Annotated in this window: 16 protein-coding genes and 4 pseudogenes; 9 read left to right on the top strand and 11 right to left on the bottom strand. The window is 68.1% G+C overall.

Annotated features, from left to right (window positions below; genetic code table 11):
* Positions 1 to 513 precede the first annotated feature (513 nt).
* Positions 514 to 1,482 (bottom strand): NADP-dependent oxidoreductase, encoded by a 969-nt coding sequence (locus OHB49_RS01070; RefSeq protein WP_329157104.1) that lies wholly within the window; start codon positions 1,480 to 1,482, stop codon positions 514 to 516.
* Between the two features lie 143 nt (positions 1,483 to 1,625).
* Between OHB49_RS01070 and OHB49_RS01065 the strand changes: the two genes are divergently transcribed.
* Positions 1,626 to 1,997, top strand: a complete 372-nt coding sequence (locus tag OHB49_RS01065; RefSeq protein WP_329157103.1) for a winged helix-turn-helix transcriptional regulator — start codon at positions 1,626 to 1,628, stop codon at positions 1,995 to 1,997.
* A gap of 185 nt (positions 1,998 to 2,182) precedes the next feature.
* Here the strand turns inward: OHB49_RS01065 and OHB49_RS01060 are convergent.
* A pseudogene (locus tag OHB49_RS01060) lies at positions 2,183 to 2,338 on the bottom strand (IS701 family transposase); the annotation flags it as partial.
* A gap of 399 nt (positions 2,339 to 2,737) precedes the next feature.
* Between OHB49_RS01060 and OHB49_RS01055 the strand changes: the two are divergent.
* The 4 genes from OHB49_RS01055 to OHB49_RS01040 all read left to right on the top strand — a co-directional run bounded on the left by OHB49_RS01055 (position 2,738) and on the right by OHB49_RS01040 (position 7,607).
* Positions 2,738 to 3,688 carry a hypothetical protein gene (locus OHB49_RS01055; RefSeq protein WP_329157102.1) on the top strand — a complete coding sequence of 317 codons (951 nt, stop codon included), beginning with the start codon at positions 2,738 to 2,740 and terminating at the stop codon, positions 3,686 to 3,688.
* Between the two features lie 523 nt (positions 3,689 to 4,211).
* Complete coding sequence (locus tag OHB49_RS01050; protein WP_329157101.1) at positions 4,212 to 5,417, top strand: hypothetical protein; 1,206 nt, start codon at positions 4,212 to 4,214, stop codon at positions 5,415 to 5,417.
* 304 nt (positions 5,418 to 5,721) lie between these two features.
* Entirely contained in the window at positions 5,722 to 6,219 is a 498-nt protein-coding gene (locus OHB49_RS01045; protein WP_329157099.1) for a hypothetical protein, read from the top strand.
* Positions 6,220 to 6,839: 620 nt separating this feature from the next.
* Positions 6,840 to 7,607, top strand: coding sequence for an alpha/beta hydrolase (locus tag OHB49_RS01040; protein WP_329157097.1), 768 nt, complete (start codon positions 6,840 to 6,842; stop codon positions 7,605 to 7,607).
* Positions 7,608 to 7,665: 58 nt separating this feature from the next.
* Here OHB49_RS01040 and OHB49_RS01035 read toward each other — a convergent pair.
* The 4 genes and pseudogenes from OHB49_RS01035 to OHB49_RS01020 form a co-directional block, all read right to left on the bottom strand.
* A pseudogene (locus tag OHB49_RS01035) lies at positions 7,666 to 7,914 on the bottom strand (IS5/IS1182 family transposase); the annotation flags it as partial.
* Positions 7,915 to 7,988: 74 nt separating this feature from the next.
* A complete protein-coding gene (locus OHB49_RS01030) occupies positions 7,989 to 8,750 on the bottom strand; it encodes an SDR family NAD(P)-dependent oxidoreductase (RefSeq protein ID WP_329157096.1) in 762 nt (253 codons plus the stop codon).
* A 51-nt stretch (positions 8,751 to 8,801) separates the two neighbouring features.
* Positions 8,802 to 9,770 carry an alpha/beta hydrolase gene (locus tag OHB49_RS01025; protein WP_329157095.1) on the bottom strand — a complete coding sequence of 323 codons (969 nt, stop codon included), beginning with the start codon at positions 9,768 to 9,770 and terminating at the stop codon, positions 8,802 to 8,804.
* Between the two features lie 103 nt (positions 9,771 to 9,873).
* Positions 9,874 to 10,191, bottom strand: coding sequence for a putative quinol monooxygenase (locus tag OHB49_RS01020; protein WP_329157094.1), 318 nt, complete (start codon positions 10,189 to 10,191; stop codon positions 9,874 to 9,876).
* A gap of 143 nt (positions 10,192 to 10,334) precedes the next feature.
* Between OHB49_RS01020 and OHB49_RS01015 the strand changes: the two genes are divergently transcribed.
* Positions 10,335 to 11,240 carry an AraC family transcriptional regulator gene (locus tag OHB49_RS01015; RefSeq protein ID WP_329157093.1) on the top strand — a complete coding sequence of 302 codons (906 nt, stop codon included), beginning with the start codon at positions 10,335 to 10,337 and terminating at the stop codon, positions 11,238 to 11,240.
* 539 nt (positions 11,241 to 11,779) lie between these two features.
* Here the strand turns inward: OHB49_RS01015 and OHB49_RS01010 are convergent.
* From OHB49_RS01010 to OHB49_RS00995, 5 genes and pseudogenes are all read right to left on the bottom strand, one after another.
* Positions 11,780 to 18,655 (bottom strand): glycoside hydrolase domain-containing protein, encoded by a 6,876-nt coding sequence (locus OHB49_RS01010; RefSeq protein WP_329157091.1) that lies wholly within the window; start codon positions 18,653 to 18,655, stop codon positions 11,780 to 11,782.
* Positions 18,656 to 19,253: 598 nt separating this feature from the next.
* Positions 19,254 to 19,892, bottom strand: a complete 639-nt coding sequence (locus OHB49_RS01005; protein ID WP_329166298.1) for an IS630 family transposase — start codon at positions 19,890 to 19,892, stop codon at positions 19,254 to 19,256.
* Positions 19,778 to 20,287, bottom strand: a complete 510-nt coding sequence (locus tag OHB49_RS01000; protein ID WP_329166297.1) for a helix-turn-helix domain-containing protein — start codon at positions 20,285 to 20,287, stop codon at positions 19,778 to 19,780. Before OHB49_RS01000 ends, OHB49_RS01005 begins: the two co-directional genes overlap by 115 nt.
* A gap of 283 nt (positions 20,288 to 20,570) precedes the next feature.
* Positions 20,571 to 20,780, bottom strand: coding sequence for a transposase (locus OHB49_RS45685; RefSeq protein ID WP_443079629.1), 210 nt, complete (start codon positions 20,778 to 20,780; stop codon positions 20,571 to 20,573).
* Between the two features lie 124 nt (positions 20,781 to 20,904).
* Positions 20,905 to 21,780 (bottom strand): annotated as a pseudogene (locus tag OHB49_RS00995) (IS701 family transposase); the annotation flags it as partial.
* Between the two features lie 181 nt (positions 21,781 to 21,961).
* On the opposite strand from OHB49_RS00995, the gene OHB49_RS00990 reads away from it, so the two are divergent.
* From OHB49_RS00990 to OHB49_RS00980, 3 genes and pseudogenes are all read left to right on the top strand, one after another.
* Positions 21,962 to 22,893, top strand: a protein-coding gene (locus OHB49_RS00990) for an IS5 family transposase (protein ID WP_443079468.1) whose coding sequence is annotated in 2 segments (ribosomal slippage) — positions 21,962 to 22,367 and positions 22,367 to 22,893 — 933 coding nt in all. Because the reading frame shifts where the segments join, the coding sequence is not laid out codon by codon here.
* Between the two features lie 72 nt (positions 22,894 to 22,965).
* Positions 22,966 to 23,179, top strand: a pseudogene (locus tag OHB49_RS00985) (IS701 family transposase); the annotation flags it as partial.
* Positions 23,180 to 23,217: 38 nt separating this feature from the next.
* Entirely contained in the window at positions 23,218 to 23,547 is a 330-nt protein-coding gene (locus tag OHB49_RS00980; protein ID WP_329157089.1) for a hypothetical protein, read from the top strand.
* Positions 23,548 to 23,617: the final 70 nt, after the last annotated feature.

Here is a 23,617-nt window from a genome sequence, read left to right as displayed (position 1 = left end):
GGAAGAGGAGCAGCGGCGGGCCGCTGAGCGGGAGGCGCAGCGGCCGGTGTGCACGCGGTGTAGTGAGAAGTTCACCGACCAGCGATGGGAGGAGACCACCACACCCGGGTACGCCTGGGAGGTCGGCAATCCCGTCCATGTGCCACAACTGCTACGACCACTACCTCGCCGGCAGGGAAGCTGCCGCCGAAGCCGCCGGCGTCCAGGCCGCCGTATCCCCAAGCCGGAGGACGACCACGACCAGGAGCCGGGCAAGCCTCGCCGCGCCCTGTTCCGTCGCCGCAGCTGACCCGGTACGGCGACCGGGTTGGCCGCCTCCGAGTGATGCCGGCCTTCACGCGCCGGTCCTGGGGGCTGGGGTGGGACCATCGCCCGCGCCGACGGGCTCAGCCCGCCTTGGACGACCGACGGCCACGGAACGCGCGCCCCTTGTCGAGCGCACCTCGTGGGTGCGCATGTGCCACCTTCCCGAAGCCCAACCGGGGCGGCGCTTTCCGTGGTGGGTGGTAGGAGTCAGTCGGCGATGTGCAGGACGAGCTTGCCGCGGGTGCGTCCCGATTCGCCGCGGCGGTGGGCGTCGTCGGCCCTCTCCAGGGGGAAGACCTCCTCGATCTCGACAGAGACGGCGCCGGCGTCGATGAGCTCCGCGATCTGGCCCAGTGCGTGCCCGTCCGGCTCGACGAGGTATGCGTTGGCCCGCAGGCCGCGTGCCTCGGCGTGGTCCAGCAGTTCGGTGGAGACGCCGGAGGGGACGGCGACCAGTAGGCCGCCGGGGCGCAGGGTGTCCAGCGAGCGGGTGCTGGTGTGGTCGTGGTCGTCGCCGACGAGGTCGATGACGACGTCGACGTCGCTGATTGCGTCCTCGAAGCGCGCCGCACTGTAGTCGACGAGCTCGTCGGCGCCGAGCTTGCGCAGCCAATCGTGCTTGGCGTAGCTGGCGGTTCCGATCACGTGGGCGCCCAGGTGGTGGGCGAACTGGACGGCGAAGTGGCCGACGCCGCCGGCTGCGGCGTGGATGAGCACCCGCTGGCCCGCCTCGACATGGGCGGCGTCGACTAGGGTCTGCCACGCGGTGAGCGCCGCCAGCGGAACGGCGGCGGCCTGGTCGTGGCTGATGGTGGCCGGCTTGCGGGCGAACTGCCGGGCGGGCGCGGTCACATACTCTGCGTAGGCGTTGGCCGGGCGCGGGAACCACGGCATGCCGTACACCTCGTCGCCGACGTTGAGTGTGTGAACGCCGAAGCCGACCTTTTCCACGACGCCGGAGACGTCCCAGCCGAGCACGAACGGGGGGTCGCCCAGGACACCGGCCATGCCGCCGCCTTCGCGGGTCTTGTAGTCGACCGGATTGACCCCAGCGGCGACAACCCGCACCAGCACCTCGGTGGGCAGCGGCTCGGGACGGGGCACCGTCACGAGCCGCAGAACCTCGGGGCCTCCGAACCGGTCCTGGCTGATGGCGCGCATTGTGGGTGTGCTCATGATGCTTCTTCCCTTACTTGGTTCAGCCCCGCGAGCGGGGTGGTTGATCACACTGTCGAAACTACCTAGGGGGTGGTAGTAACCTGCAAGGGCAAGTACTTTCCTTTGGGAAGTAACCACGTGAGGGAGAGGTTGGCTCAGTCATGACTATGAGCTGTGCGACGGATCGGCACGATGTTCACGATGTGTACGCGGCCCAGTGCCCGTGCCGCGATGTACTCGACCTACTGGCGAACAAGTGGTCCGCGCTGGCGATCGGCGCGATGGAGGAAGGGGCCCAGCGCTTCGGGGCCCTGCAGCGGCGCCTGGACGGTGTCAGTCCGAAGGTTCTGACCAACACCCTGCGTCGTCTGGAGGACAAGGGCTTCATCACCCGGACCGTCTACCCGGCCGTTCCCCTGCATGTCGAGTACGAGCTGACGGAGCTCGGTCACAGTGTCGCCGAGCCACTCGCCGGTCTCAGGTACTGGGTCGAGGACCACCTGGACGACATCCGGACGATAGAGGCGCAGTGATCGCGCGGCCCAGTAACTCCTCGGCGCCTGGGCGACCATGCGTGCGGCAGATCTCAGTGATCCAGCCCAAGTTCGTTGCGCACACACTTGGGCAGGACGTAGATCGTGCGGATGCTCCAGTACTGACGCACGTCGTCACGCATGCCGTCCGGACTGGCCTCCCCGGCCCACTCGGTGATCGTTCAGCAATTCTTGCGTGGCAGGTCCGACAGCAGCCCCCGCGCCAAGTCCATCACCCGGCGCCGGGGTTCGACTCGCGTGAACCGACCTGCTATCCGGCCCATCAGGACCTCGAGCGCCTCCTGCCAGCGGGCAGGGTCCATGCCGCGACCCGCCGCCACCGCAAGATCTTCAGGCTTCACACACCGATGATCAGCGGTGGCCTTACCCGTCTCTCAGCCGACCCAGCGAGCAAGATCGCAGTCGTGACGCGCGGTGCGTGACGCTCATAGCCCATAGGCGAGATCCCTGCCGCTGCCGGCCTCAATCAGCCAGGACAGCGAACCGCTGCCGAACGGCCAGCCGGTAGTGGCCACCTGAACCCGGCCTCCACTCCAGTCGCCTGCCGTACTCATCGACAAACAGCGTTGATTGACGGACTGACAGTGCCCCTTCGCAGTGGTCGTTTCCAGCTTCGGTTCGGCGAGGGCGGATGAGCACCTTCCGGTGGAGGGTGGGAGAGGACGTACTGAGTAGGAGAACTCATGTGCGTCAGGAGGCGGGCTGGCAGGCTCCGCGGCATGACAAGTGGCAGAGGGACGCTGACGGCCCTGCATCTCTTGCTGGTCTGGGCGACGATGACGGCCGCGATGCCTGTGCTCGGCTTCGAGTTGGTGGTGACGGCCTGGGGCGGCGGTGCCGGGGCGGCGGTGCCGGTCCTGGCCTTGGGCGTGCCGCTGATGGTCGGCCTGCTGGCCATCGCGGGCATACCGGCGAGGACCGTGGTGCCGCTGTGTGGCTCGGTGCGCCGGCGGATCGGCTGGGCTGCCGTGGTCTTCGCCCTCGGCACGCTCGGCGTCCTGGCGGGCCTGGCCGCCTACGGCGGGGACGTGGACCTGGGGAGTGCCGGCACCCGGGTCGCGCTGACGGGGGTGCCGTACGCCGTCGCCGCGGCGTTCTTCGTGCCAAGCCGGTGGGTACGGCTCGGGGCGGTGGCAGTGCTGGCGGCCGGCGTGGTCTACGGGGGCTCCATCGGCCCGGTGCAGGCACAGCAGCGCCGACACGCGGCGGAGATCGCGCGCTACCGGGAGCATCCGGAACTGATGTATCTGGGCGCTCCGCCGCGTGGAATGCGGCTGTCCCGTGCCGTGGTCGGGCCCGCCTACTTCAGCGTCGAATACCACCCTGTCCGGGAGGGATACGAGTTGGGGTACGTGGGCCTCGTGGTGCGTCCATCGCTCACGCAGACACCACGATGCCCAAAACTCGTGGAGAAGAGCGTGACCTGCACGGTGGACGTGCACGGCGAGATGCGTATGATCCGCCGCCTCCCCGGCGGTACCCGCGACATCACCCTCACCCGCCGCCACCACGACGCGGAGGTCGAGGTCACCAGCCAGTTTTTCGACGAACCCGGCCTGCACCGCCTCCTGAACACGCTGCACCCGCTGTCGAACACGGAGCTGGAAAGGCTGATGCAGGAAAAGGTGATCACCCACGGCTACTGGGCCAAGCCCGGGGTGAGGGCCTGACAAAGGTCCTACCTTGAGGCCCAAGGCGAGACTGCGGTGCTCATCTTGGCCAACTACGTGCCCAGTCACACACATTCGGTGGGCCGCCGTACAACGCTCCGGCAGCGGCCCGTCCCGAGGATGACCACGCCCTGCTCCCCCTGCGCACCGTGCGTGGACCGCTTGCCTCTCGCATTGCCGCGCCCCGCGCGGCGGTCGACCGGGTCAGTCACAGAGCACCTACTTGGCCAGACGGGCCAAGTGCAACGCTCAGTCACATTATTGTTACTGAGCGCGATAGTTGGCCCCTCTGATAGCCGGCCCGTGTGCGCGATAGGTGGCTCGCGGAGCGGAATGATGGCGCTGATCTGGTCGATCGTGGGGTTCTGCGGGTCCGCGATGACCGGGGTGAGGCGTAGCGGTCGTCGCGCAAGAGAGACCGTTGAAGGCTTGAGCAAAGGTGCCGTGCAGGCAGACCATGAACTCGGGCTGGCCAGGCAGCGGTCGGGGTGCGAGGTCGGCCGGGGGACGAGGGGGAGACACTATGCGGCACCGGCCGTTCTTTCGCTGGGTACTGACGCTCGGCGTTTTGCTGTTCGGTTGGTCGGCGTACCTCTACGCGTCGTATCCCGAGACGCGGCAGGTCGACCTCACTGTGACCAGCGAGAAGCCTGACGGCCGGTGCACGGTTCGCTGGAAGGACCCGTACAGCGACGGGGGCCGCTGGCGTGAGACCGCCTACCAGTGCGATCCGGACCGCGATGCGTTGCTCAAGCCACCGAACTACGACGAGGACACGGGGTACGGCTGGGACAGCGCCTTCATGTTCACCGAAGGCCAGCACAAGGGCGACCTGGAGCCGTCGCTCGAGGAGAAGGAGCCCTACGGCCTGTCCGACGTGCTCGTGCTGATCGGACTGGCCCTGATCGCCGTCGGCCTCATCGGGGGGAACAGCCGCGCCTCGATACGCCTGGCCGGCGTACGCCCCAACACCGTGGCAAGGGCACGGAAGTTGTACGAGGTCGCCGACCAGGTAGCCCGGGACCACGCACAGGCTCGCGACGCCGTGCGCGTGACGTGGACCGCGCTGCGCCGCGAGCAGATCGACGCGAAGCTGAGCGCCGTCCCCGTCGCGCGACTGTTCAAGGAAGCGTCGGTCAGCCGGGCGGTGCAGGATGTAGAGGCGGCCGGCGCCCGCACCGCGCGCGATGTACTCGACGCCGGAGTGCCGGGTCTGGGGCACATGGGCATGGACCGCAGGTCGGCCGAACACGCCTACAATGCCGCCCGGCGCCTTGCCGACAACATGGAGGCCACCCTGTTGGTGCGCGTCGATTCCGTCGTCCCCGGACCGCACACCGTCGCCCTGCTCGTCGCGCTGCAAGTCCTGCTGGAAGCCGGGGGCGAGGCCCACCAGACCGCACGCGCCGGCGAGGAACTCGCCGGCGAGCTCGAACGGGTCCTCACTGAGGCCGAACCCGCATCCGGGTACTTGAGCATGCTGCGCGCCGGACGGGAACAGCGCGAGAACGCCCGCTCCGCCGTCATAGAGCTGCGCTCCCTCATGGCCATCGCCGAACAAGAAGGACTCCCCGCCCGTTTCGCCCAGACATCTGTCGACCTGCTGCGCGTACCGGACGACCGGAACCTCGGCCTGTCAGCACGGGCGGATTTCGAGAGCCGCACCAGTCAGTACTACGGATTGCTGGCGCAGGTCGTGGAATCAGAGGACGCCCTTGCAGGTCACTGACCCAACCGGGCAACGCTGCGGAACCGTTGTCTTCGACTGGCTGGTCGAGATCTTTGACGATCGCGCTCCCGGCGTCATGCACCTCCGGTGACAGGCTGCTGATCGATCGCCCACAGCGACCCCGTCACAGTATTGAGTCAGGCAGCGCTGGTTCTCCTACCTGGAGCCGCAGGGTTGAGGCGTTCTGCGTTTTGAGCTTCGTAGTTGTCCCTTCGGGCCAACAGCCGTGCTCCGTCACACCATGCGCTGTAGTCGGCCCGGGTGTGCGACATGGAGCGGGCGGTGCGTAGGGCAGAATCCCACTGTGACGTCGATTGAGGTTTTGGCCGAGCTGGAAGTCAGCATGTCAGAGCTGGCCACGCCGATGCGGGTGTACGTGGAGGCCGGGCGGTTCACCGAGCCGGAACCTGACCTGCCAGAGCTGGCAGCCCGGATCCGCACGCTGCTGGCCGCGATCGCGGCGGACGATGCCTGGCGGCGCTTCCTGCCCGGGTACACCCCGCCGTCCGTTCCTGCGATCTGCGCCTCTCTGGAACCGGTGGAAACGCACGAGGCTGCCTCGTTCCTCGCCCAGGTCGCGGGCGTCGACCTCGTCTGGCGGAGTCATCGGCACCTGCCCGCCGAGGCGGCGGAGCGCATGGCAGAGCGGGTGGTGGCCCTACTGGGACCGGAGGCCAGCTGGTGGACTAACCACGATGCCGAATGCGGCGCCGTGAACGGGCTCACCCCGGTCTTCGACAGCCTGCTCGCGGGGATGCAGGGCGAGCACTTCGCGCTGGCCCTGCAAATCGCTGACGACTGAGCGCCGTAGTCGGCCGGACGAGCCAACTGCCTACTTGGCCGGTGTCAGCGCTGAAGTCGGCCGCAGGGTCGCGGATGCAACACGTACCGTGATGGCTTCGGGTCCGCAGGTGCTCGGGGTGAGAGAAGAGGCCTTCGGACGAAAATGCAGCAGTGGTCTATCTCTGAAGGTCCACGGGCGGACGGTGGGCTGGTGTCCCGCCCTCCCGATCGGGGTAGCCGTGCGGGCAGCCGACGCCCGCCGATGCTCTACCCGCTCTGTGCGGCGAATCGGGCGCAACGGTCGCCTGGTCCTGCCACACTGGCTGCAGCCTTGCCGCCCCCGTCGGCGAGGCTGCTTTCCTGTCCGCCTCTGCCGAGCGACTGCAATGGGCGCGGAAGAACGAAACGGCCCGCCACCAGGGCCTGTCGGGAGTTGTGATCACGTGGCGGAAAAAAAATGGGGTGGGCGGGATCGCGATCGGGCTGCTAGCTTTCAGTCGACCGCGACACCGCCCGAGGAGGTGAGACCCATGAACGCTGTACCCATATGGGTGCTCCCCCTCTCATCACGGTCAGGCGATTGACGCAGGTGTCGCCGGGAGCGCCTCGACAACAAGGCACTTCCGAAAGGCAACACCTATGCACTCTCTGCAGTTCACCGCCGAGTCGTCGTCGAACGGCATGGTCGAGCGCGACTTCACCGTGGGCGACGTCCCCGGCGTCCTGTGGTCGCCGGCCTCCAATACGGCCGATCACGCGCCCCTGATCCTGATGGCCCACGGCGGCGGCAACCACAAGAAGCACCCGGCGATGTCCGGCCGCGCCCAGCGCGTCGTGACCGGCTGCGGCTTCCATGCCGCCGTCATCGACGCGCCAGGTCATGGCGACCGGCCGCGCACCGCGCACGACGAGGCGGAAATCGCCGAGCTGTTCCGGGCGAGGGCGGCGGGCGAGCCGGAAGGGCCGATCGTCGTGCGCTACAACGACCACCTGGCGGAGCTCGCCGTGCCCGAGTACCAGGCGACCCTGGATGCCCTCCAGGAACTCCCGGAGATCGGCACCGACGGGCTAGTTGGCTTCTGGGGCATCAACATGGGCACGGCGATCGGCGTGCCGCTTGTGGCGATCGAACCCAGGATCGCCGCCGCGGTCTTCGGTCAGCACTGGCCCGATGTCCTGGCCGAGAAGGCGAAGCAGATCACCATCCCGATCGAGTTCGACATGCAGTGGGACGACGAGCACATCTCGCGCGAGGAGGGTCTCGCGCTGTTCGACGCCTTTGCCTCGAAGGAGAAGTCGTTGCACGTGAACTCGGGTAAGCACAAGGAGCTGCCTCGGTTCGAGGTCGACAGCGCGGTCCGGTTCTTCGCCCGGCACCTCGGCGGAGCGGTCACCGTGTCGGCCTGACCTGAGCGGTTGCGGCGCCCGGCCGGCAAGCCGGGCGCCGCAACCGCGGGTTCGGGTTGAGGCTGCGCATCCAGATGATGGATCCGCGCAGTTGGAGCCCCGCCGTGTAGTTTGCGGGCGTCTTGTCGTAGCGCGTGGCCAGGCCCCGCCACGCCCGGATCTTGTTGATGCAGCGTTCCACCGTGTTGCGCTCCTTGTACTGCTCAGCGTCATGGGCCACCGGTCGACCGCCGTCCCTGCCGCGCTTCTTACGGTTCGCGGCCTGATCGGCCTTTTCCCGGATGACCGCCTTGATCCCGCGTCTGCGCCAACCCAGCAGCCGGTCGGGCGCTACCTCCAAGCCCGGCCCTTCAGGGCCGGGTCACGTTGACTGATCTTCTGCTAGAGGTTGTAGCCGCCCGATACCTCGATGTTCTGAGCGGTGACCCAGCGGCTCTCATCGGAGACCAGTGTGGCGATCATCGCGCCGATGTCGTCGGGTTCGCCGACCCGGCCGAGCGCGGTCTTCGCAGCGAGGGCCGGGACGACCTCGGGGAACCGGGTGAAGGCGTCGTCGGCGATCCGAGTGCGGGTCGACCCCGGCGAGACGGCGTTGACGCGGATGCCACGCGTGCTGAATTCCTTGGCCATGTACCGGGTCAGCACGTTCAGTCCGCCCTTCATCGAGGCGTAGGCAGAGTAGCCAGGCTCCAGGCCGGTCGCCGCCGTCGCCGAGTTGCTGCTCGTATTGACGATGGCCCCGCCGTCTGCCATCAGGGGCAGCAACTTCTGCGTCAGGAAGTACGGACCCTTGAGCAGTACCCGCATGAGCCTGTCGAACGTCTCCTCGGTCGTGTCCTCGATCAACGACGTCTGCGCGAAACCGGCGTTGTTGACCAGATAGTCGAAGGTGTCGCGCTGCCAGGTGTCGCGCAGCACGTCAGCCACCCTGTCGCGGAAGGCCACAAAGGTGCCCGCTTCGCTGACGTCCAGCGGGAGTGCGACGGCCGTCCCGCCCTCCTTCTCGATGGTGGCGGCCGTCTCCAGCCCTCCTTGTGGGTTGGTGCCGTAGGTGAGGATGACTCCGTTTCCGCTTTTCGCGATCTCGATCGCGGCGCTTCGTCCGATGCCGGAGCTGGCGCCCGTGACGATGGCGACCTTCATGGTGTTCCTCCTGGTGTGCGGTCGGTGTGTTGCGTGAGTGCGCCGGTGGCGCTATGCGGCGGAGTCCGGCAGCAGGAGCCGGGCGAGCCAGGCGGTGCGGGTCTGGCGGGCTGCCGCCGAGATGCGCGCCTGCGGGTACAGGGCGTCGAAGCCGTGGAAGCCACCCGCCCAGACGTGGAGTTCGGCCTGGCCGCCGTCCGCCCAGATACGGGTGGCGTAGTCGGTGTCCTCGTCGCGGAAGACTTCGGCGGAGCCGGTGTCGATGTAGGTGGTCGGCAGGCCGGAGAGATCGTTGGCCAGCGCGGGTGAGACGTACTCGGGTACCTCCTGGTCGGTGAAGTCACCGAGGACACAGCGCCATCCGAACGCGTTCATCTCGCGGGTCCACACGCCGGGCCCACCGGAGTACTGGCGGCTGGAGGCGCTGGTGTTGCGGTGGTCGAGCATGGGGCAGATCAGCATCTGCGCGGCGATCGCAGGCGTGCCGAGGTCGCGGGCCAGCAGGGTGACACCGGCCGCGAGGCCGCCGCCCGCGCTGGCGCCCGCGACGACGATCCGGGCGGGATCGATGCCCAGTTCAGCGGAGTGTTCGGCGACCCACATCAGTCCCTGGTAGCAGTCGTCGACCAGGGCGGTACCGGTGGCCTCGGGTGCGAGCCGGTAGTCGACGGAGACCACGACCGCGCCGAACTCGTCGAGCCACTCCAGGGGGACGTCGATCTGCGAGAAGCGGTCACCCATGACCATCCCGCCGCCGTGCATCCAGTAGACGCAGGGTGCGGCGATGGTGCGATCGGTGTTCGCGGGGCTGAAGACCGACAGGGGTATCGGGGCACCATCCTTGGCGGGCACGGTGACTTCGCGCCGGTCGACCTGCCGGTGGGCGAGAAGGGGCTCGACGGGCGTCGAGGGGAGCTGGCGCAGTTGCGCGAGTACTTCCGGGCTGAGTTGGGACATGAGGGGCATGTCGGCGAGCAGCTCACGCAGTTCGGGGTCCAAGGCGGGTCGTGCCGTGGTCATGGTGGCGGCCTTTCGTGGGGTGGTGGCGGACGGTCGAGCGAGGGGAGGGCCGGCTCGGCAGGCGCCGAGGCGGCAGGGGCCGGGGTATGGGGTGATCGGCGGGTCAGATGGCGGCCTTGCCGCGGACCGGGACGTAGTCGGTGTACTCGGACTCCTTGGCCAGCAGTCCGTCGATCTGCGCGACGATGGCCCGGGCGGCCTCGCCGGCGAAGATCCGGTGGTGGTCCTCCTGGCTGGTCCAGCCCTCGGTGACGTGGACGATGTCGGGGTCGGACGCGGAACGGGAGACGAGGTAGACGACGCAGTGTTCGCTCGCGCCGGGGCTGCCCTCGTTCAGGCCGGTCAGTAGCAGGTCGACCAGCTGGTCGCCCATTCCGGGCTTGGCGGTCAGGGTGGCGTTGAATCCGTAGTTGGCGATCATGGATGCCCTCTTTTCGGTGATGGAGTGAGGTGATTCCATTCAACCGAGTTGACCTGCGGAAACGTTAGACCGATGCTCGCTCGTACTTGCACGATCCTCGCGTCCGCAAGAGTCATAGCGCGGAAGAGTGCTGCAATGGACACATGTACCTCGAAGAGCTCCGCACCCTGCTGGCCCGGCATGCCCGGCCCGACTGGACCACCACCATCGACGGCGTCCTCATCTCGAAGGTCGACCGGCCGGATCCACCGGCGCCCTCCATGTCCGGCACGGTGCTCGCGGTCATCGCCCAGGGGGCCAAGCGCCTCGCGCTGGGCGACCGGGTCTACGAGTACGGCCCCGGGCAGTACCTGGTCGCATCCGTCGACCTGCCTGTCACGGGGCAGTTCGCCCGGGCCGACTTCGAACAGCCGGCCCTCGGTTTCGGTCTCACACTGGAACCGTCCGCCGTTGCCGAACTGCTGTTGCAGGCCGGTCCCGGGGACATCCCCCGCGCCGGCGGAGGCGTTCCGTCGGGGATCGCCGTCAGCGACGCTCCGGCCGCGCTGCTCGACGCGGTGGTGCGGCTGCTGCGCCTGCTCGACGAGCCCCGCGGCCGCGCCGTTTTGGCCCCGCTGGTCAAGCGCGAGATCCTGTGGCGTGTGATCACCGGCGAGCAAGGTGCGACGGTTCGTCAGCTCGGCCTGGCCGACAGCAGCCTCAGCCACGTCTCCCGGGCAGTGCGCTGGATCCGCGAGCACTACGCCGAGCCCTTCCGGGTCGACGAGGTGGCACGCATGGCCGGCATGAGCGTCTCCGCCTTCTACCGCAACTTCCAGGCGGTGACCGCGATGAGCCCCATCCAGTTCCAGAAACAGATCCGGCTGCAGGAGGCCCGGCTGCTGCTCGCCACACACCCGGGCGACGTCACCGGGGTCGGCCACCGCGTCGGCTATGACAACCCGTCACAGTTCAGTCGCGAGTATCGCCGCCAGTTCGGCGCGCCGCCCAGCCAGGACGCCGCCCGCCTGCGTCAGGCCGTGCGCACCCCGGCAGGTGTCCTGCCTTGAGCAGGCCGCGCCACGCAGGAGGATCGTGCCAGGGCGAGCGAGAAGCAGTCTACGGTTTCCGCAGGTGGGCAGCAGCACGGCAGATCATGATGCCGCCCCACCGCCGCCCACGTGAACCACACGGGTGCGAGCGGCGCAGTAGCCGAGGGCCCTATCATCGACGATCGTGCTCCTGACCTGGCCGGATGCTTAATCGGCACCCGCAAGGTCGAAGCTCTCGAGCCGGCCGAGCGTCAGCGCGCGTGAGTGGATGAGTGCCAGCACTAGCCAGGGGCGCCGGGTTCGGAATGCGTCGCAAGCCAGTCAGGTGGTGGGGGCCTTGGAGGCCGGGCTCCCCACCGCGCGCGCCGGCACCCGGTAATGGACCGCCGTGCCACCACCGCCGTGAACGGCCACGCCGTCATGCCGACGGCCCCTCCAGGTGAACAGCAGTGGTTCACCCGGAGGGGCCGGCCGCCGATGGCGGTGCATCTCCCAACAGTCAGCGGGATCCTGCCGCGGTCGCACGGGGTACGGCTGGTCCGGCGGTCACGCGTGTGCTAGCCGCGAGGGATCCACATGGGCTGCTCCCACTCCGTCGCCGGCGCCCAGAATCCGGCGCCGCCGGCGAACCCTGCTCCGTTGCCTACGCGGTCCCACAGGTCGGATGCTCCGCTGGTGCGGTCACCGCCGTTGCCGCCGGCCGCGACCGGCCGGGCATCGCGGTCCGTGGGCTGGAACCCGACCGTGTAGGTCCGGGTGACCGAACCGTTGGCCGACGTCACCTTGATGGTGCGGGTGGTGAACCGGGACCCGGTCGACGAGAGGACCGAACCGCCCTCGGTGACCTTCACCCGCGCGCCGGACTGGGCCGGCGTGGCGGAGACGGTCGGGATCCTCGTGTTCTTCGGCCAGTCGACGACGTACGTGGACACGTCCGGATCGAACCCGTCGATCGAGACACCTCCGACGGTGATCGCCCTGGCGTCGGCGACGCTGGCCTTGGTGGCGTCCGAGAAGTTCTTCACCGTGACCGACCCGTCGGCGTTGACGACGACCTTCGCCGCCATCGCGGCCGCCAGGTTGATGCGCTCCCAGCTCGCTCCGCCGCCCGCGGTGAGGTCGAGCGGGTACCCGGAGTCCGTCGCGGTCTGCTCGAGGATCTGGGTTCGCTGCTCGGTGGTGAGGCCCGGGAAGGCCGTGATCAGCAGGGCTGCCGCGTCGGACGGCGTCTTGAGAGTCTGCCCGGACTTTCCGACCTGGGAGAACCCGTAGGTCAGGCGGCGCGTGTACAGGTCGACGTGCTGCGCGGTGCTCAGGCCGGCGTAGGAGTCGCCCTCGCAGGCCGCGAGCGTGTCGCCGTATCCCTCCTTCTCGCACTGCGCGAGCAGCACGTTCTCTATTTCGGTGTGGGCCTGCGTCAGCAGCTTCTCGAAATCGGGGTCGGCCCACCGGTGTGCCACGGTGGCCTGTGCGCTGATGCGGCCGCCCATGACGTCGAGCGGGTAGTGGAACCCGAGGACGATGCGGTTGTTCCCGTACTCCGAGGTGCGGGCGAGGATGGACGGTGCCAGCTCCGGCAGGAGCGTGGCGAGGATGGTTCCGGCTTCGTAGCCGCCGTAGGCGTGGCCGCTGGGGTACGAGCCGCTGGTGGTGAGGCTGCCGTAGGAGCCGTCCTGCGACTCGTAGATGTCGCCGCCGTCGCCGACGAACCCAAGCCGTACGTACGGGCGCAGGTAGCCGTAGTGGTTCTTCGCCGCGTCGACCTTGTCGAGGTTCTTTGTGACGCGGGAGAACAGCGCGCTGGTCTTCGGCAGCCGGCCGCCGTCGAGGGCGTCGTGGTAGATCTGGCCGAGCCGGGATCCGAGGCCGTCGGCCATCGTGACGGTGGAGCTGTTCGTCGCGTCGACCTCGGCCCGGTCCACCTCCTTCTGCGTCGCCGTGTTGTTGATGCGCATGGCGATCCGGTCGTTCTCGGCGGTGAGCGCGGTGCCGTTGGGCACCTTGGTGTTGGCGCCGAGGATGTCGGAGTCGAGGTCGTCGACACCGTTGAGCAGGTCGTAGAAGTAGTCGGTCCCGTCACCGGTCCCCGGCCACTTGTCCGACGCGTAGGCCGCGTTCAGGGTGTCGTCCGGGAAGGGCGACGGCTCGTACGCCGGGTCGGAGGCGGCCGCCGAAGCGGTCGCGGTGGAGTCGTCCGAGGTTCCAGCCAGGGTGACCGCGGTGACGGTGGCCGTGTGCGCCTTGGCCTTGCCCGCGGTCGTGAGCAGCGCCGTGTCCGTCGTGGCGGGAACGTGCGCGGTGGTTCCGTCGCCGAGGGCCACGGTGTAGCCGATGACTGGGAAACCGCCATCGCCGGCCGTCCGCCAGGTCACGCGGACTTGCTTGCCGTCGGTGATCACACCCGTCACGGCCGGCTTCTGCGGCTTGCCGCCGCCGATCACCACGGGTGCCGTGGCGGCGCTCTGGTGGGAGGTGCCGACGGCGTTCACTGCCTGGACGCGTGCCGTGTACGACCTGCTGGCCCGCAGCCAGGTGAACGTCGTGCTCCGGCTGTCCGGATCGTTGATCTTGATCTGGTGACCGTCGCTAAGGGTGATCTTGTAGCCGGTGACCGGCGAGCCGCCGGTGTCCTTGGGGGCGGACCAGGCGACAGTCAGGCTCGTGCCGGACGAGGTCGCCGACACTGCGTCAGGCGCGGCCGGCACCGTCTTGGGCTTCGTGGTGAGTGCGGACAGGGCATGGCGCAGGGTGTCGTACCGTGCCGTGAGGGTCGCGTCCGTCGAAGTGCCATCCTCGACCGCGGTCTTCGCCGCGGCGAGTGCCGTGGTGAACGCCTTCCACGACGCGTCCGTGTAGCGGTCGTCGGCGAGGGCGGTCGCGGTCGCGACCAGGTCCTCCAGCTTCAGCCTCGGCAGGGGGATCAGCTGGTTGGCGGCCAGGGTGAGGCTGCGCGTCCGTGTGTCGACTTCGAGCTGCGTCGCATCCTCTGCGTCGACGAGGGTGCGCGCGGCGGCGAGTTCGCGCCGGTACACACCGAAGTCGATCGCGTCGTAACGCTCCGCGTCGCCGGAGAGCCCCTCGAACTGGTCGATCGCCTTCCGCAGGGCGGACTTGTCCGTGACGGCGGGCGTCTCGACGTGCTTGAAGGTGATCCGGCCCAGGTTCGCGACGTACGGGTGCGAGGAGTCCGGGTTCGTCGTCAGCCGCAGGTGGACGGTGTGCGTGCCGGTGATCGCCTTCGGCAGCGTCAGGCTCGTCGTCCCTCCTGATGACCATGCGCTACCCGTGACCGGCAGCGGCACGGTCGCGTACGGCGTGCCGGGGTTGGCCGCGTCGAAGGAGTCCAGGTAGAGCTGGACGGCGGAGCCGGTTCCGCAGCGTGCGGAGTTGTTGACGTAGGTGATTGTGACGGTGCTCTTCGGGGAGTCACCGAAGTCGATGTCCCCGTAGTTGACCCAGGCTCCGTTGTAGGTGCCGCCGAGGTCGGTGGTGGAACCCGCGCCGGTCCAGCCGACCGGCTCGATCTTGAGCCCGCCGCCGCTGTTGGATCGGAACGCAGTGGCGTCGAACCCCACGGGGGCGTCGGCGTCCTGCGACACGGTCAGCGAGTAGACATTGCCCACGTAGGGCTGGGAGGCGGTTTGCGTGCTGGAGACGAAGGCGGCGTACACGTCCTGGACGCCGCTGAAGACGTTCGGGTCGAGCTGCACGGTCGTGGTGGCGATGGTTCCCCAACTCGAACCGGTGTAGTCGAGGGGGATGTCGACCTTCTTCGCGCCGTCCTTCGAGCCGAGGTGCAGTTCGATGTGCGAGTCCGACGCCGCGCGCGACTGGGGCTTGTCGTAGCTGACGGTCACGGTGTCGGCGCCGTTGCGGAGGTTGGTGTCCTTCCACTGCGCCCACGCGCCGTTCGTCACGTTCTCGAAGATGCCGTTCGAGAGTTTGAGCGGGAGCGAGCCGTCGCCGGTCGTGGTGGCGTTCACCGCGGTCAGCGTGGCGAGCGTGGTCGAGGGGGACGAGGAGACCTCGTACGGCGAGAACTGGTGCCAGTCGAAGTTCGACACCCACTGCTGGCCGGCCGGGGCGTGGAACACGAACGTCGCGCTCTTCGCGTCCAGCAGGGCGGCCGGGTCGGTGACGGCCGCCTGCACCGTGGTGTAGTACTGCCAGCCGCCGGTTCCGGGGAGCTGGACGGTGGCGACGACGGGGCCGTCGGCGGCGCCGGCGTGGATGTCGACGCTGCTCTGCTTCGCGTTCGCCGCCTGAGAGTTCGCGTAGCGGACCGAGATGCTCCGCGGGGCGACCCCGCCGAAGTCCAGCTTGGTGAACCGCTCCCACGATCCCTCGGTGACGCCGCCGAGGTTGCCGTCCGAGTTGTTCCGCTCGCTGACGAGGCTGGGGCCCTCCTTCTGGTCGGGGTCCTCGGCCTGCAGGACGGCGTAGCCGCCCTCGTCGATGGTGAGCGCGTCAACGGCGGAGTGCAGCGCGTCGTCCGCGGCCATGATCGTGCCCGTCGCGGAGGTGGTGTCCGCGAGGATGGTCCGCGCGCGTTCGAGCGCCGAACGGAACAGGCTCCAGGAGCCGTCGGAGTAGTTGCCGCTGCGCACCAGGGACGCCTGGTCGACGAGTGCCCCGAGGGTCTTGCGGTGCACCGCGGCGGCGGAGATGACGAGCGGGTCGGTCGGGGATATCCCGGTGCCGCTCACCGTCGCGGCCCGCACGCCGTGGGCGAAGGCCGCGTCGTGGAACGTGATGCCGAAGTGTGCGTCGACCTTCGCGGTGCCGGTGAGCGACAGCGTCGCCGTGCGTGAGCCGCTGACGCGGAGGTCCGCCGTGGCACCGCCCGGCAGACCGGTCACGGTCGCCGCCCCGGTCCTGGTCAGGCTGGTTCCCTTGCGGGCGGCGAATGACGCCGGTCCGTCCAGGGTGAGCTTCACGCTGTCGTCGAGGGTGCCGTCCGCGGCGGTGTCGACGGTGCCCGGGTGGGCGGAGACGACGGTGTCGCCCTTGCCCGTTCCCGCCTCGCCCGAACCGGTGTTCAGCGAGTACGCGGGCTCCGTGTGGGCGCCCCACTGGGAGGGCTTGGAACCCATGGTGAAGTCCAGGGTTCCGCCGGAGATGATCTGGGAGTAGTCGAGCCACGTGTTGTTGAACCGCTTGCCGTTGAGGGTCGCGCTCTGCACGTAGTAGTTGCTCGGCGACACGCCGTCGGCCTTCACCGTGAACCGGCTGCCGTTGGCGTAGGTGATCGTCGTGGAGTCGAAGAACGGGCTGCCGATCTGGAACTGGCTGGAACCGGCGGTCACCGGGAACAAGCCCAGGGCGGCGCCGACGAACATGGTCGACATGGTGCCGGCGTCGTTGTCCATGGTCGGCAGGAAGCCGTTCGGGGAGAGCTTGTAGACCTGAGTCTTGACCGGCGGGGTGAACTGGCCGCCTGAGCTGGGGGCCTCGTTCGTGGAGCCCGTCGCGATGTAGCGGTTCCAGGTCGTGCCGGTGTAGATGGCACGCACCCACTTCTGCGTCAGGCTCGGCTCACCGACGTAGTTGAAGAGGTACGGGGCCTGCAGGTCGATCTCGTTCGCGTTGGAGTGCAGCATGGTCGAGCCGTCGTCGGCAGCGGAGTCCTCGCCGAACATGTGCCTGACCGCGGCCCTGCCGGCCTTCTCGCCGCCCATGGCCTCGATGAGGCCGCCCATGTCGTACGCGTCGTACCAGTGGTACTGCCAGAGCGTGCCCTGGTAGAGGCCGGCCGCCTCGAACTTCTCGTAGTCGGCGCTCTGCCAGTCGCCGCTCGCGGCGCGCGGGGTGAGCAGACCGACCTTGGTGCCGTCGGCCGCGGTCCAGGCGCCGGACTTCACGAGGTTGTCGATCGCCATCGTCGACTGGGTGCGGAGCTTCTTCGCGTCCGCCTCCTTGCCGAGTGCGTCGGCGATGATGGACAGCGCCCACTGGTCGTAGCCGCGCTGAACGGTCGTACCGGGATCCCCGGTGACGTATCCCTGCCGCAGCTGCGCCCCCGTGTAGTAACCGGAGTAGGACAGCAGCGCCGGGTACGCCTCGTCGAGCCGGTCGAAGTTTTTGAAGCCCTTTGACAGCGCGTCGGCGACCAGCACCGCGGAGCGCTCCCAGCGCACGGTCGGGACCGAGTGGGTGAGGCTGCCGAGGCTCTTGCCCGAGGTGCGCGCGTCGGCGAACAGCTCGATCAGCGACTGCACCATGTCCCGGTAGGTGGCCGGGTCGATGTACGCCTCGACGGAGTACTTGCGGAAGTCGTCCCAGGTGGACCAGCCGTCGTAGTACGTGAAGCCGTTCGCCTTGTGCACCGCTCCGTCGACGCCGCGGTACGTACCGCTGGTGCTGGTGGCGTTCACGGGCAGGGCGTACATGCGGTACAGGTGCGTGTAGAACTCCTTGGTGAGCGTCGACCCGGGGTCGGACTTCGCCGAGGAGCGCACAGCGACGGCGCCGAGTGCGCTGTTCCAGGCCGCCTTCGTCTGCGCGCGCGCCTGGTCGAAGGTGAGGTCGCCGACCTCGTTGCGCTGGTCGGTCGCGGCCTGTTCCGCGCTGATCGGCGACAGCGTGATTCGCAGTTCGATGTCGTCCCCGGCGGACTTGTCGAACCCGAGGACGGCGCCGGTGTCGGACCCGTCCTGCATAGTCGCGTCGCTCAGCTTGCCGTCGTTACCCCAGCTCTTCAGGGAGGTCACGGGGACGTTCGTGGTGGCGTTGTAGTACAGCTGGTATGAGGCGCCGTTGAACGACCCCGCGATCAGGCCGGCGATCGAGGTGGTCCCGTCCGGGAGCGTCGTCGCCTTCATGGTCGCGCGAGTGCGGCTGGTGAAGTTGTTCGCCAGGTCGAGGACGAGCTCGGGGTCCGACCCGGAGGGGAAGCTGTAGCGCTGCAGCGCCGTGCGCGTTGTCGCGGTCATCTCCGCGTCGATGGTCCCGGAGTCCTGCGTCACCGACGAGCCAGTTCCGGAGACGGCGCCGAGCCCCACCCCGTAGTAGCCGGGCGTTGCGGTCTCGTCGTCGTGGCTGTACGCGTGCGCGTACGTGCTGGAGGCAGGGCGCTTGTCGTACTGCACGGAGGTCGGGACGACCAATAGGTCGCCACCGCCTCCCGAGCCACCGACGCCGTCGAGGTTCGTCGCGGTGAACCCGGCGATGTGGTCCTCGTTGTAGTCGTACCCGGTGTGGTTGCGGTTCGGAGTGGTCAGCGGGTTGACCTTGGCCAGACTGTGGGGTGCCTGCGCGCCCGGCAGGTCGTTGCCGTCGTCGCCGGCGGTCGATACGAACGGGTCGACGAGCTTCGTGTAGTCCGTGCCGCCGGATGTCCCTGAGGACCCCGCGGATGTGGTCGTGACGGGCAGTGCTGCGGCTGCGACGCCACCTGCCAGTGCGGCGAAGCCGAGCGCGCCGGTGAGCAGCATGGCGACTGCAGTGCGCAGTTGCCGACGATGCCGGCGGGCGGGTCTCGGAAGGATCACGCGGGGCGTTAGGACATGGGATCTGATGGGCACAAAGGTCTCCAGCATCGTGATAAGCACGCACCGTCCGGCGAAAGACAACGTTGTCAACTTGAAGTACCGGAGCATGCAAACAGCAGTGGGCACACGGGACCGACCGCACACGCCACGTTCACAGCCGTCCGCCATGAGACACGGAGAAGGCGTACAGGGGGCGAACAGACTTCGTATAGAAGGTGCGCGGACCCGGCCCCCCGCGTGGCCGCCGCGCGCCCGCGGAGCTCCTCAATCACCCCGACTCCGCGTTGGGGTTGGCGAACGGTAAGAAGAAGGGTGCCGGATCGCCGGCGCCCGGCCCAAGGCGATGTGTGGCGCGAGCTGATGAGCGTTGCGGCGAAACGTCATGACAGGGTCCCCTCCCGGCGCGTCGCCCGAGTGCCCGCAGCCGGGCCCAGTACGCCGCGTACACAGCGATTGCCGTTGACAGCGCAGCCACGATCGCGCTTGGCCAGTCAGCCACCGAGTCCCCGCCCTTCAAGCCTCCACCCTAGTGCTGAGTTCCTCAAAGGCAGTACACATATCGGCGACGTAAGCGGCGGGTGGGTGGTGCTGGTCTGCCCCAGATCCATGGCCTGGCACGGGCGTTGAGCTGGGCTGTCGCGAGTTCGGTGGCCTGGGTGATTTCGTCCGGGCCGGCGAAGGTCTGTCCGGCGAGGGCGGCCTTGCGGAAGATGCGCCACCAGCCTTCCTGGAGGTTGAGCCAGCACGCGCCGACGGGTATGAAGACGTGTCGGATACGCGGGTGGTCCTCGAGCCAGGTCCGGGTCGACAGGCTGTTGTGGGAGGACAGGTTGTCGGTGACCACGTAGATGTCGCCCGCCGGGTTAGCTTCCTCCAGCTTCCGCAAGAACCGCTGGTAGAAGGCACTGTTGCGGGAGGACGCGGTCATGGTGACCTGCTGCCCGTCCGTGACACGCAAGCCGCCGTAGACCCAGGTCTTCTCCGGTCCGCGGCTGTACTCCAGCTCAGCTTTGATGCGGTGTCCGTCCGGCGACCAGCCCGGCGCCGGCGGGAAAGTACGCGGGATCACCGGCCCGAGTTCGTCGACGCAGACGACCGTCGCGTCCTCGGGCGGGCAGGTGTAGAGGCCGACGACCCGCGTCCTTTTCCCTCGAAATCCGGATCCTTGGAACGGATCCAGGAACGCGTGCGGCGCCATCTGACGCCCTCGGCCAGCAGGATTCTGCGGACCTGCGAGCGACCCACCTCAATCCCCAGTTCCCTTGCCCGACCGGCCAACGCGTCCAGGGTCCACTCCGGCGGTCCGGCCTCGTCCATGGCCTCGAGATCCCCGCCCGGCTGGACCATCAGTCTGCCCGGCGGGGGCTGCCTGACCAGGGCGATGATCCTCGACCGCTCGAGTTCGGTGATCCGCCGCTTGCGGCCCTGCCCGCCCAGATCCTCCAGACCCTCGAGACCGTACCGGTTGAAACGGTGCAGCCAACACCGCACCGTCTTCTGGCTACAACCCAGTTCAGAGGCGATCGCGGGCACCCGAGACCCGGCCCAGCTCAGCTCGACCATCCGCGCCCGCATCACCAAGTCCGCCGGCGCCTTCCGCGCTCGAGCTAACCGCCGCACCACCGATCCCTCACCCGAATCACGGCTCTGTCGCGCCCGCAACACCACCCCGAACCACCCACCCCGATTACCCCAAACAACCCCGCCACCAGCATGTATACCCACTGAAAGCGGAATCCAGCACTAGTAGGGCTTGGTCAGGTTCGTATGGGGGTGGGTATGTTGCGGTGGCAGGTGGGGCAGGCGCCGACCCAGAGGGCGAGGAGTGTCTGGAGTTCGCGGAGGACCTGGTAGAGGCTCAGACCTGCGCTGAGTCTTTTGGGTGGTGTGCCAGTCGTTGCAGGGTGCAGAAGGCATGAGCTGCGGAGACGAGGGTGACGTGGTGATGCCAGCCGTTCCAGGTGCGGCCTTCGAAGTGGGCAAGTCCCAGGGCCTGTTTCATCTCGCGGTAGTCGTGCTCGATGCGCCAGCGTAGTTTGGCCAGCCGCACCAGTGTGGCCAGCGGCATCCCGGAAGGCAGGTTCGAGAGCCAGAACTGCACCGGCTCGGGCTCGGTGGCGGGCCATTCGGCCAGCAGCCAGCGCTCTGGTAGTTCTGGACCGTCGCCGGCTGTGCGGGCACCGCGTCCGGCCGGTCGGACGCGCAGAGCGACGAAGCGTGAGTGCATGCGCTTGAAGCCGCTTTGGCCCTGGCCTGGCCGGGATCCTTCCCGCCAGGACACCGGTCTCGCAGCAGCCCGGCCGGGCCGCGATGACCAAATTTTTCATGGTCTGTGCAGGCTCGGGATACTGCATCTTCGGTGGCCGGCCGGTGCCCGCATAGGCAGGCTGGACAGGCCGGGCGCCGGCCCGATGGGCGGTGTGGCGGGAAGAAATGCCCACCGCATAAGGCAGGTTGCGTTCCTCCAAGCCCAGACGGAAGGCGGCGGCATCACCGTATCCGGCGTCCGCGACGACCAAGGGGAGGTCGATGCCCCACGAGCGGGTCTCATCGATCATGTCCAGGGCCAGCTGCCACTTCTCCACATGCCCCGCCTGGGAGGGAATGCCGCAGCGGCCCCGGCGGGCGACCTTGTCCGCATCCGCCTCCGGCGAGCCCGGATCCCAGGAAGCGGGCAGGAACAGCCGCCAGTTCACCGCGGCCGAGGCATGATCGCGGGCCAGGTGCAACGACACCCCGACCTGACAATTGGTGACCTTGCCCGCGGTGCCGGTGTACTGCCGGGACACACACGCCGAGGCGTCCCCGTCCTTCAAAAAGCCGGTGTCATCGACGATCAGCGCCTCCGCGCCGATCACATCCTGCATCTTCCAGGCCAGCCGGGCCCGCACATGCGCTGGATCCCACGGGCTGGTAGTCACGAAGTGGGCCAGCGCCTGCCGGTTGCCGTCCTCGCCCAGACGCGCCGCCATCGGCTCCACCGACTTGCGCCGACCCTCCAGCAGCAGCCCACGCACATACACCTGCCCCCACCGCCGCTGATCCGCACGGAAGAACCCGTCGAACATCTCCGTCGTGAATGCCTCCAGGTCCTCCCGGACCCCGGCCATCTCTTCAGGTGTCACACCACCTCAACGACACTCACCAACAAGCAGACACGCCACCCACGAGTGAAGCTGACCAAGCCCTACTAGGCACTGTTTCTCGGATCTCCGGACGTGAGTGGGGTGTTGGGGTCAGGCTGGCTGCATGGGCCGTGGGGATCTGACGAATGCGGAGTGGGATCGGCTGGAGTCGTTCTTACCTCCTGGTGGTGCGCGTGGAGGTCGGTGGAGCGATCATCGGCGGGTGATCAACGGGGTTCTCTACAGGGTGCGGACGGGTGTGCAGTGGCGGGATCTGCCGGAGCGGTTCGGGCCGTGGGAAACGGTCTATAAGCGGCATCGTCGCTGGTCAGCTGATGGAACCTGGAAGATGCTGCTGTCTCGCATCCAGGCTGCCGAGGACGCCGCGGGCGGGATCGACTGGGATGTGTCGGTGGACTCGACGGCGGTGCGGGCCCACCAGCACGCCGCCGGCGCGAGGAAAGCGTCGGCGGCCGCGGTCCCTGAAAAGGGGGCCGGCCGGGGGACGAACCAGGTCGATCCGGTGCTGCGGAGACTGGCCGTCCGGCTGGAGGAGGTGGTCAGATCGGCGAGTGTCTGGGACGTTCCCGCGGCGGCTTCACCACCAAGATCCACCTCGTCGCCGAGGGACGATGCCGCCCCCTCGCTTTCGTCCTGACGCCCGGACACTACGGTGACGGCCCGCAGCTCGAGCGTGTGTTGGAGCAGGTCTCCGTGCCCCGCACCGGAGTCGGACGGCCCCGCACGCGACCCGACCATGTCTTGGCGGACAAGGCCTACACGTCCCGGAAGAACCGCCGTTACCTACGACGACGCGGAATCCGGCACACCATCCCCGAACGTCTCGACCAGCAAAGACACCGGCAGAACCGAGGTTCTCGAGGCGGCCGGCCCACCGGGTTCGACAGCGAGCGCTACAAGAAACGCAACACCGTCGAACGCGCCATCAACCGACTCAAAGGCTTCCGCGCCGTCGCCACCCGCTACGAGAAACGCGCCTACATCTACCTCGGAACCGTCACCCTCGCAGCCATCATGATCTGGCTCCGAACATGATCCGAGAAACAGTGCCTAGTACTGCAACGGTGTTTGCCGTGACTGGTGGTCAGCTTCGTCGTTGGTCTGGTTATGGGTGGGGTCCTTGCTGATGTCAGGTTGTGGGCCGGGAACTGGGTGCCGTGCACGAGCGATTCTTGCACCGGTTCAACCGGCAGGAATCGCAGGATTCGGCGCTGGCGTACATGCGAGGACTGATTGCTCCGCTGGAGCGGAAGAACTGCTCGCGGAAGACGCCGCGCACACAGGCCCTGACCGCATTCACCGGTTACTGAACCGGATCGAGTTGGGCGAGTGTCCCGGATCCTGGTAGGAGCATGAGGAATGGGTGTTGACGTAGCGCTGATGCAGGTGACGCATCGGGGGACGAGCCCCAAGAAGCGTCGGCTGACCACGGTGGAATTCGTACAGGACGGGGCGGATCTGTTCTCCGGTCTGTGCGTGAACAGCAGTCTGCCGATGCTCAACCGGGTGGACCCGTATCGCACCCAGATCCTTACGTCGGTGGACATACCTCAGTTCATCTCCGAGGTCGACGCCACCTGTGATCTGGTGAAGGGGCAGCGGGAGCGGGCCATTCTGCAGAAGATCCGCGAGCTGGCCGAGCGTTGCGCGGAAGCCGCGAGCCTGGAACTCCACTTCCAGGGCGACTAAGGCTTGCCCCATAACGATCTTGGAGTCGGAAAGGCAACCTGCAGTCCATAGCCCAGAACTGAGACCTCGA

Source organism: Streptomyces sp. NBC_01717, assembly GCF_036248255.1.
Taxonomy (GTDB): Bacteria; Actinomycetota; Actinomycetes; order Streptomycetales; family Streptomycetaceae; genus Streptomyces.
The sequence above is the reverse complement of the archived record's forward strand: the minus strand, read 5'-3'. Positions and strand labels throughout refer to the sequence as shown.

What these genes read in the sequence shown, in the direction of transcription:
- OHB49_RS00980 (WP_329157089.1), top strand. Translation starts at nt 23,218, where the DNA reads ATGGGTGTTGACGTAGCGCTGATGCAGGTGACGCATCGGGGGACGAGC.
- OHB49_RS01010 (WP_329157091.1), bottom strand. Translation starts at nt 18,655, where the DNA reads ATGCTGCTCACCGGCGCGCTCGGCTTCGCCGCACTGGCAGGTGGCGTC.
- OHB49_RS01040 (WP_329157097.1), top strand. Translation starts at nt 6,840, where the DNA reads ATGCACTCTCTGCAGTTCACCGCCGAGTCGTCGTCGAACGGCATGGTC.
- OHB49_RS01070 (WP_329157104.1), bottom strand. Translation starts at nt 1,482, where the DNA reads ATGAGCACACCCACAATGCGCGCCATCAGCCAGGACCGGTTCGGAGGC.
- OHB49_RS01065 (WP_329157103.1), top strand. Translation starts at nt 1,626, where the DNA reads ATGACTATGAGCTGTGCGACGGATCGGCACGATGTTCACGATGTGTAC.
- OHB49_RS01030 (WP_329157096.1), bottom strand. Translation starts at nt 8,750, where the DNA reads ATGAAGGTCGCCATCGTCACGGGCGCCAGCTCCGGCATCGGACGAAGC.
- OHB49_RS45685 (WP_443079629.1), bottom strand. Translation starts at nt 20,780, where the DNA reads ATGCCGCTGGCCACACTGGTGCGGCTGGCCAAACTACGCTGGCGCATC.
- OHB49_RS01050 (WP_329157101.1), top strand. Translation starts at nt 4,212, where the DNA reads ATGCGGCACCGGCCGTTCTTTCGCTGGGTACTGACGCTCGGCGTTTTG.
- OHB49_RS01055 (WP_329157102.1), top strand. Translation starts at nt 2,738, where the DNA reads ATGACAAGTGGCAGAGGGACGCTGACGGCCCTGCATCTCTTGCTGGTC.
- OHB49_RS01020 (WP_329157094.1), bottom strand. Translation starts at nt 10,191, where the DNA reads ATGATCGCCAACTACGGATTCAACGCCACCCTGACCGCCAAGCCCGGA.
- OHB49_RS01015 (WP_329157093.1), top strand. Translation starts at nt 10,335, where the DNA reads ATGTACCTCGAAGAGCTCCGCACCCTGCTGGCCCGGCATGCCCGGCCC.
- OHB49_RS01000 (WP_329166297.1), bottom strand. Translation starts at nt 20,287, where the DNA reads ATGCGGGCGCGGATGGTCGAGCTGAGCTGGGCCGGGTCTCGGGTGCCC.
- OHB49_RS01025 (WP_329157095.1), bottom strand. Translation starts at nt 9,770, where the DNA reads ATGACCACGGCACGACCCGCCTTGGACCCCGAACTGCGTGAGCTGCTC.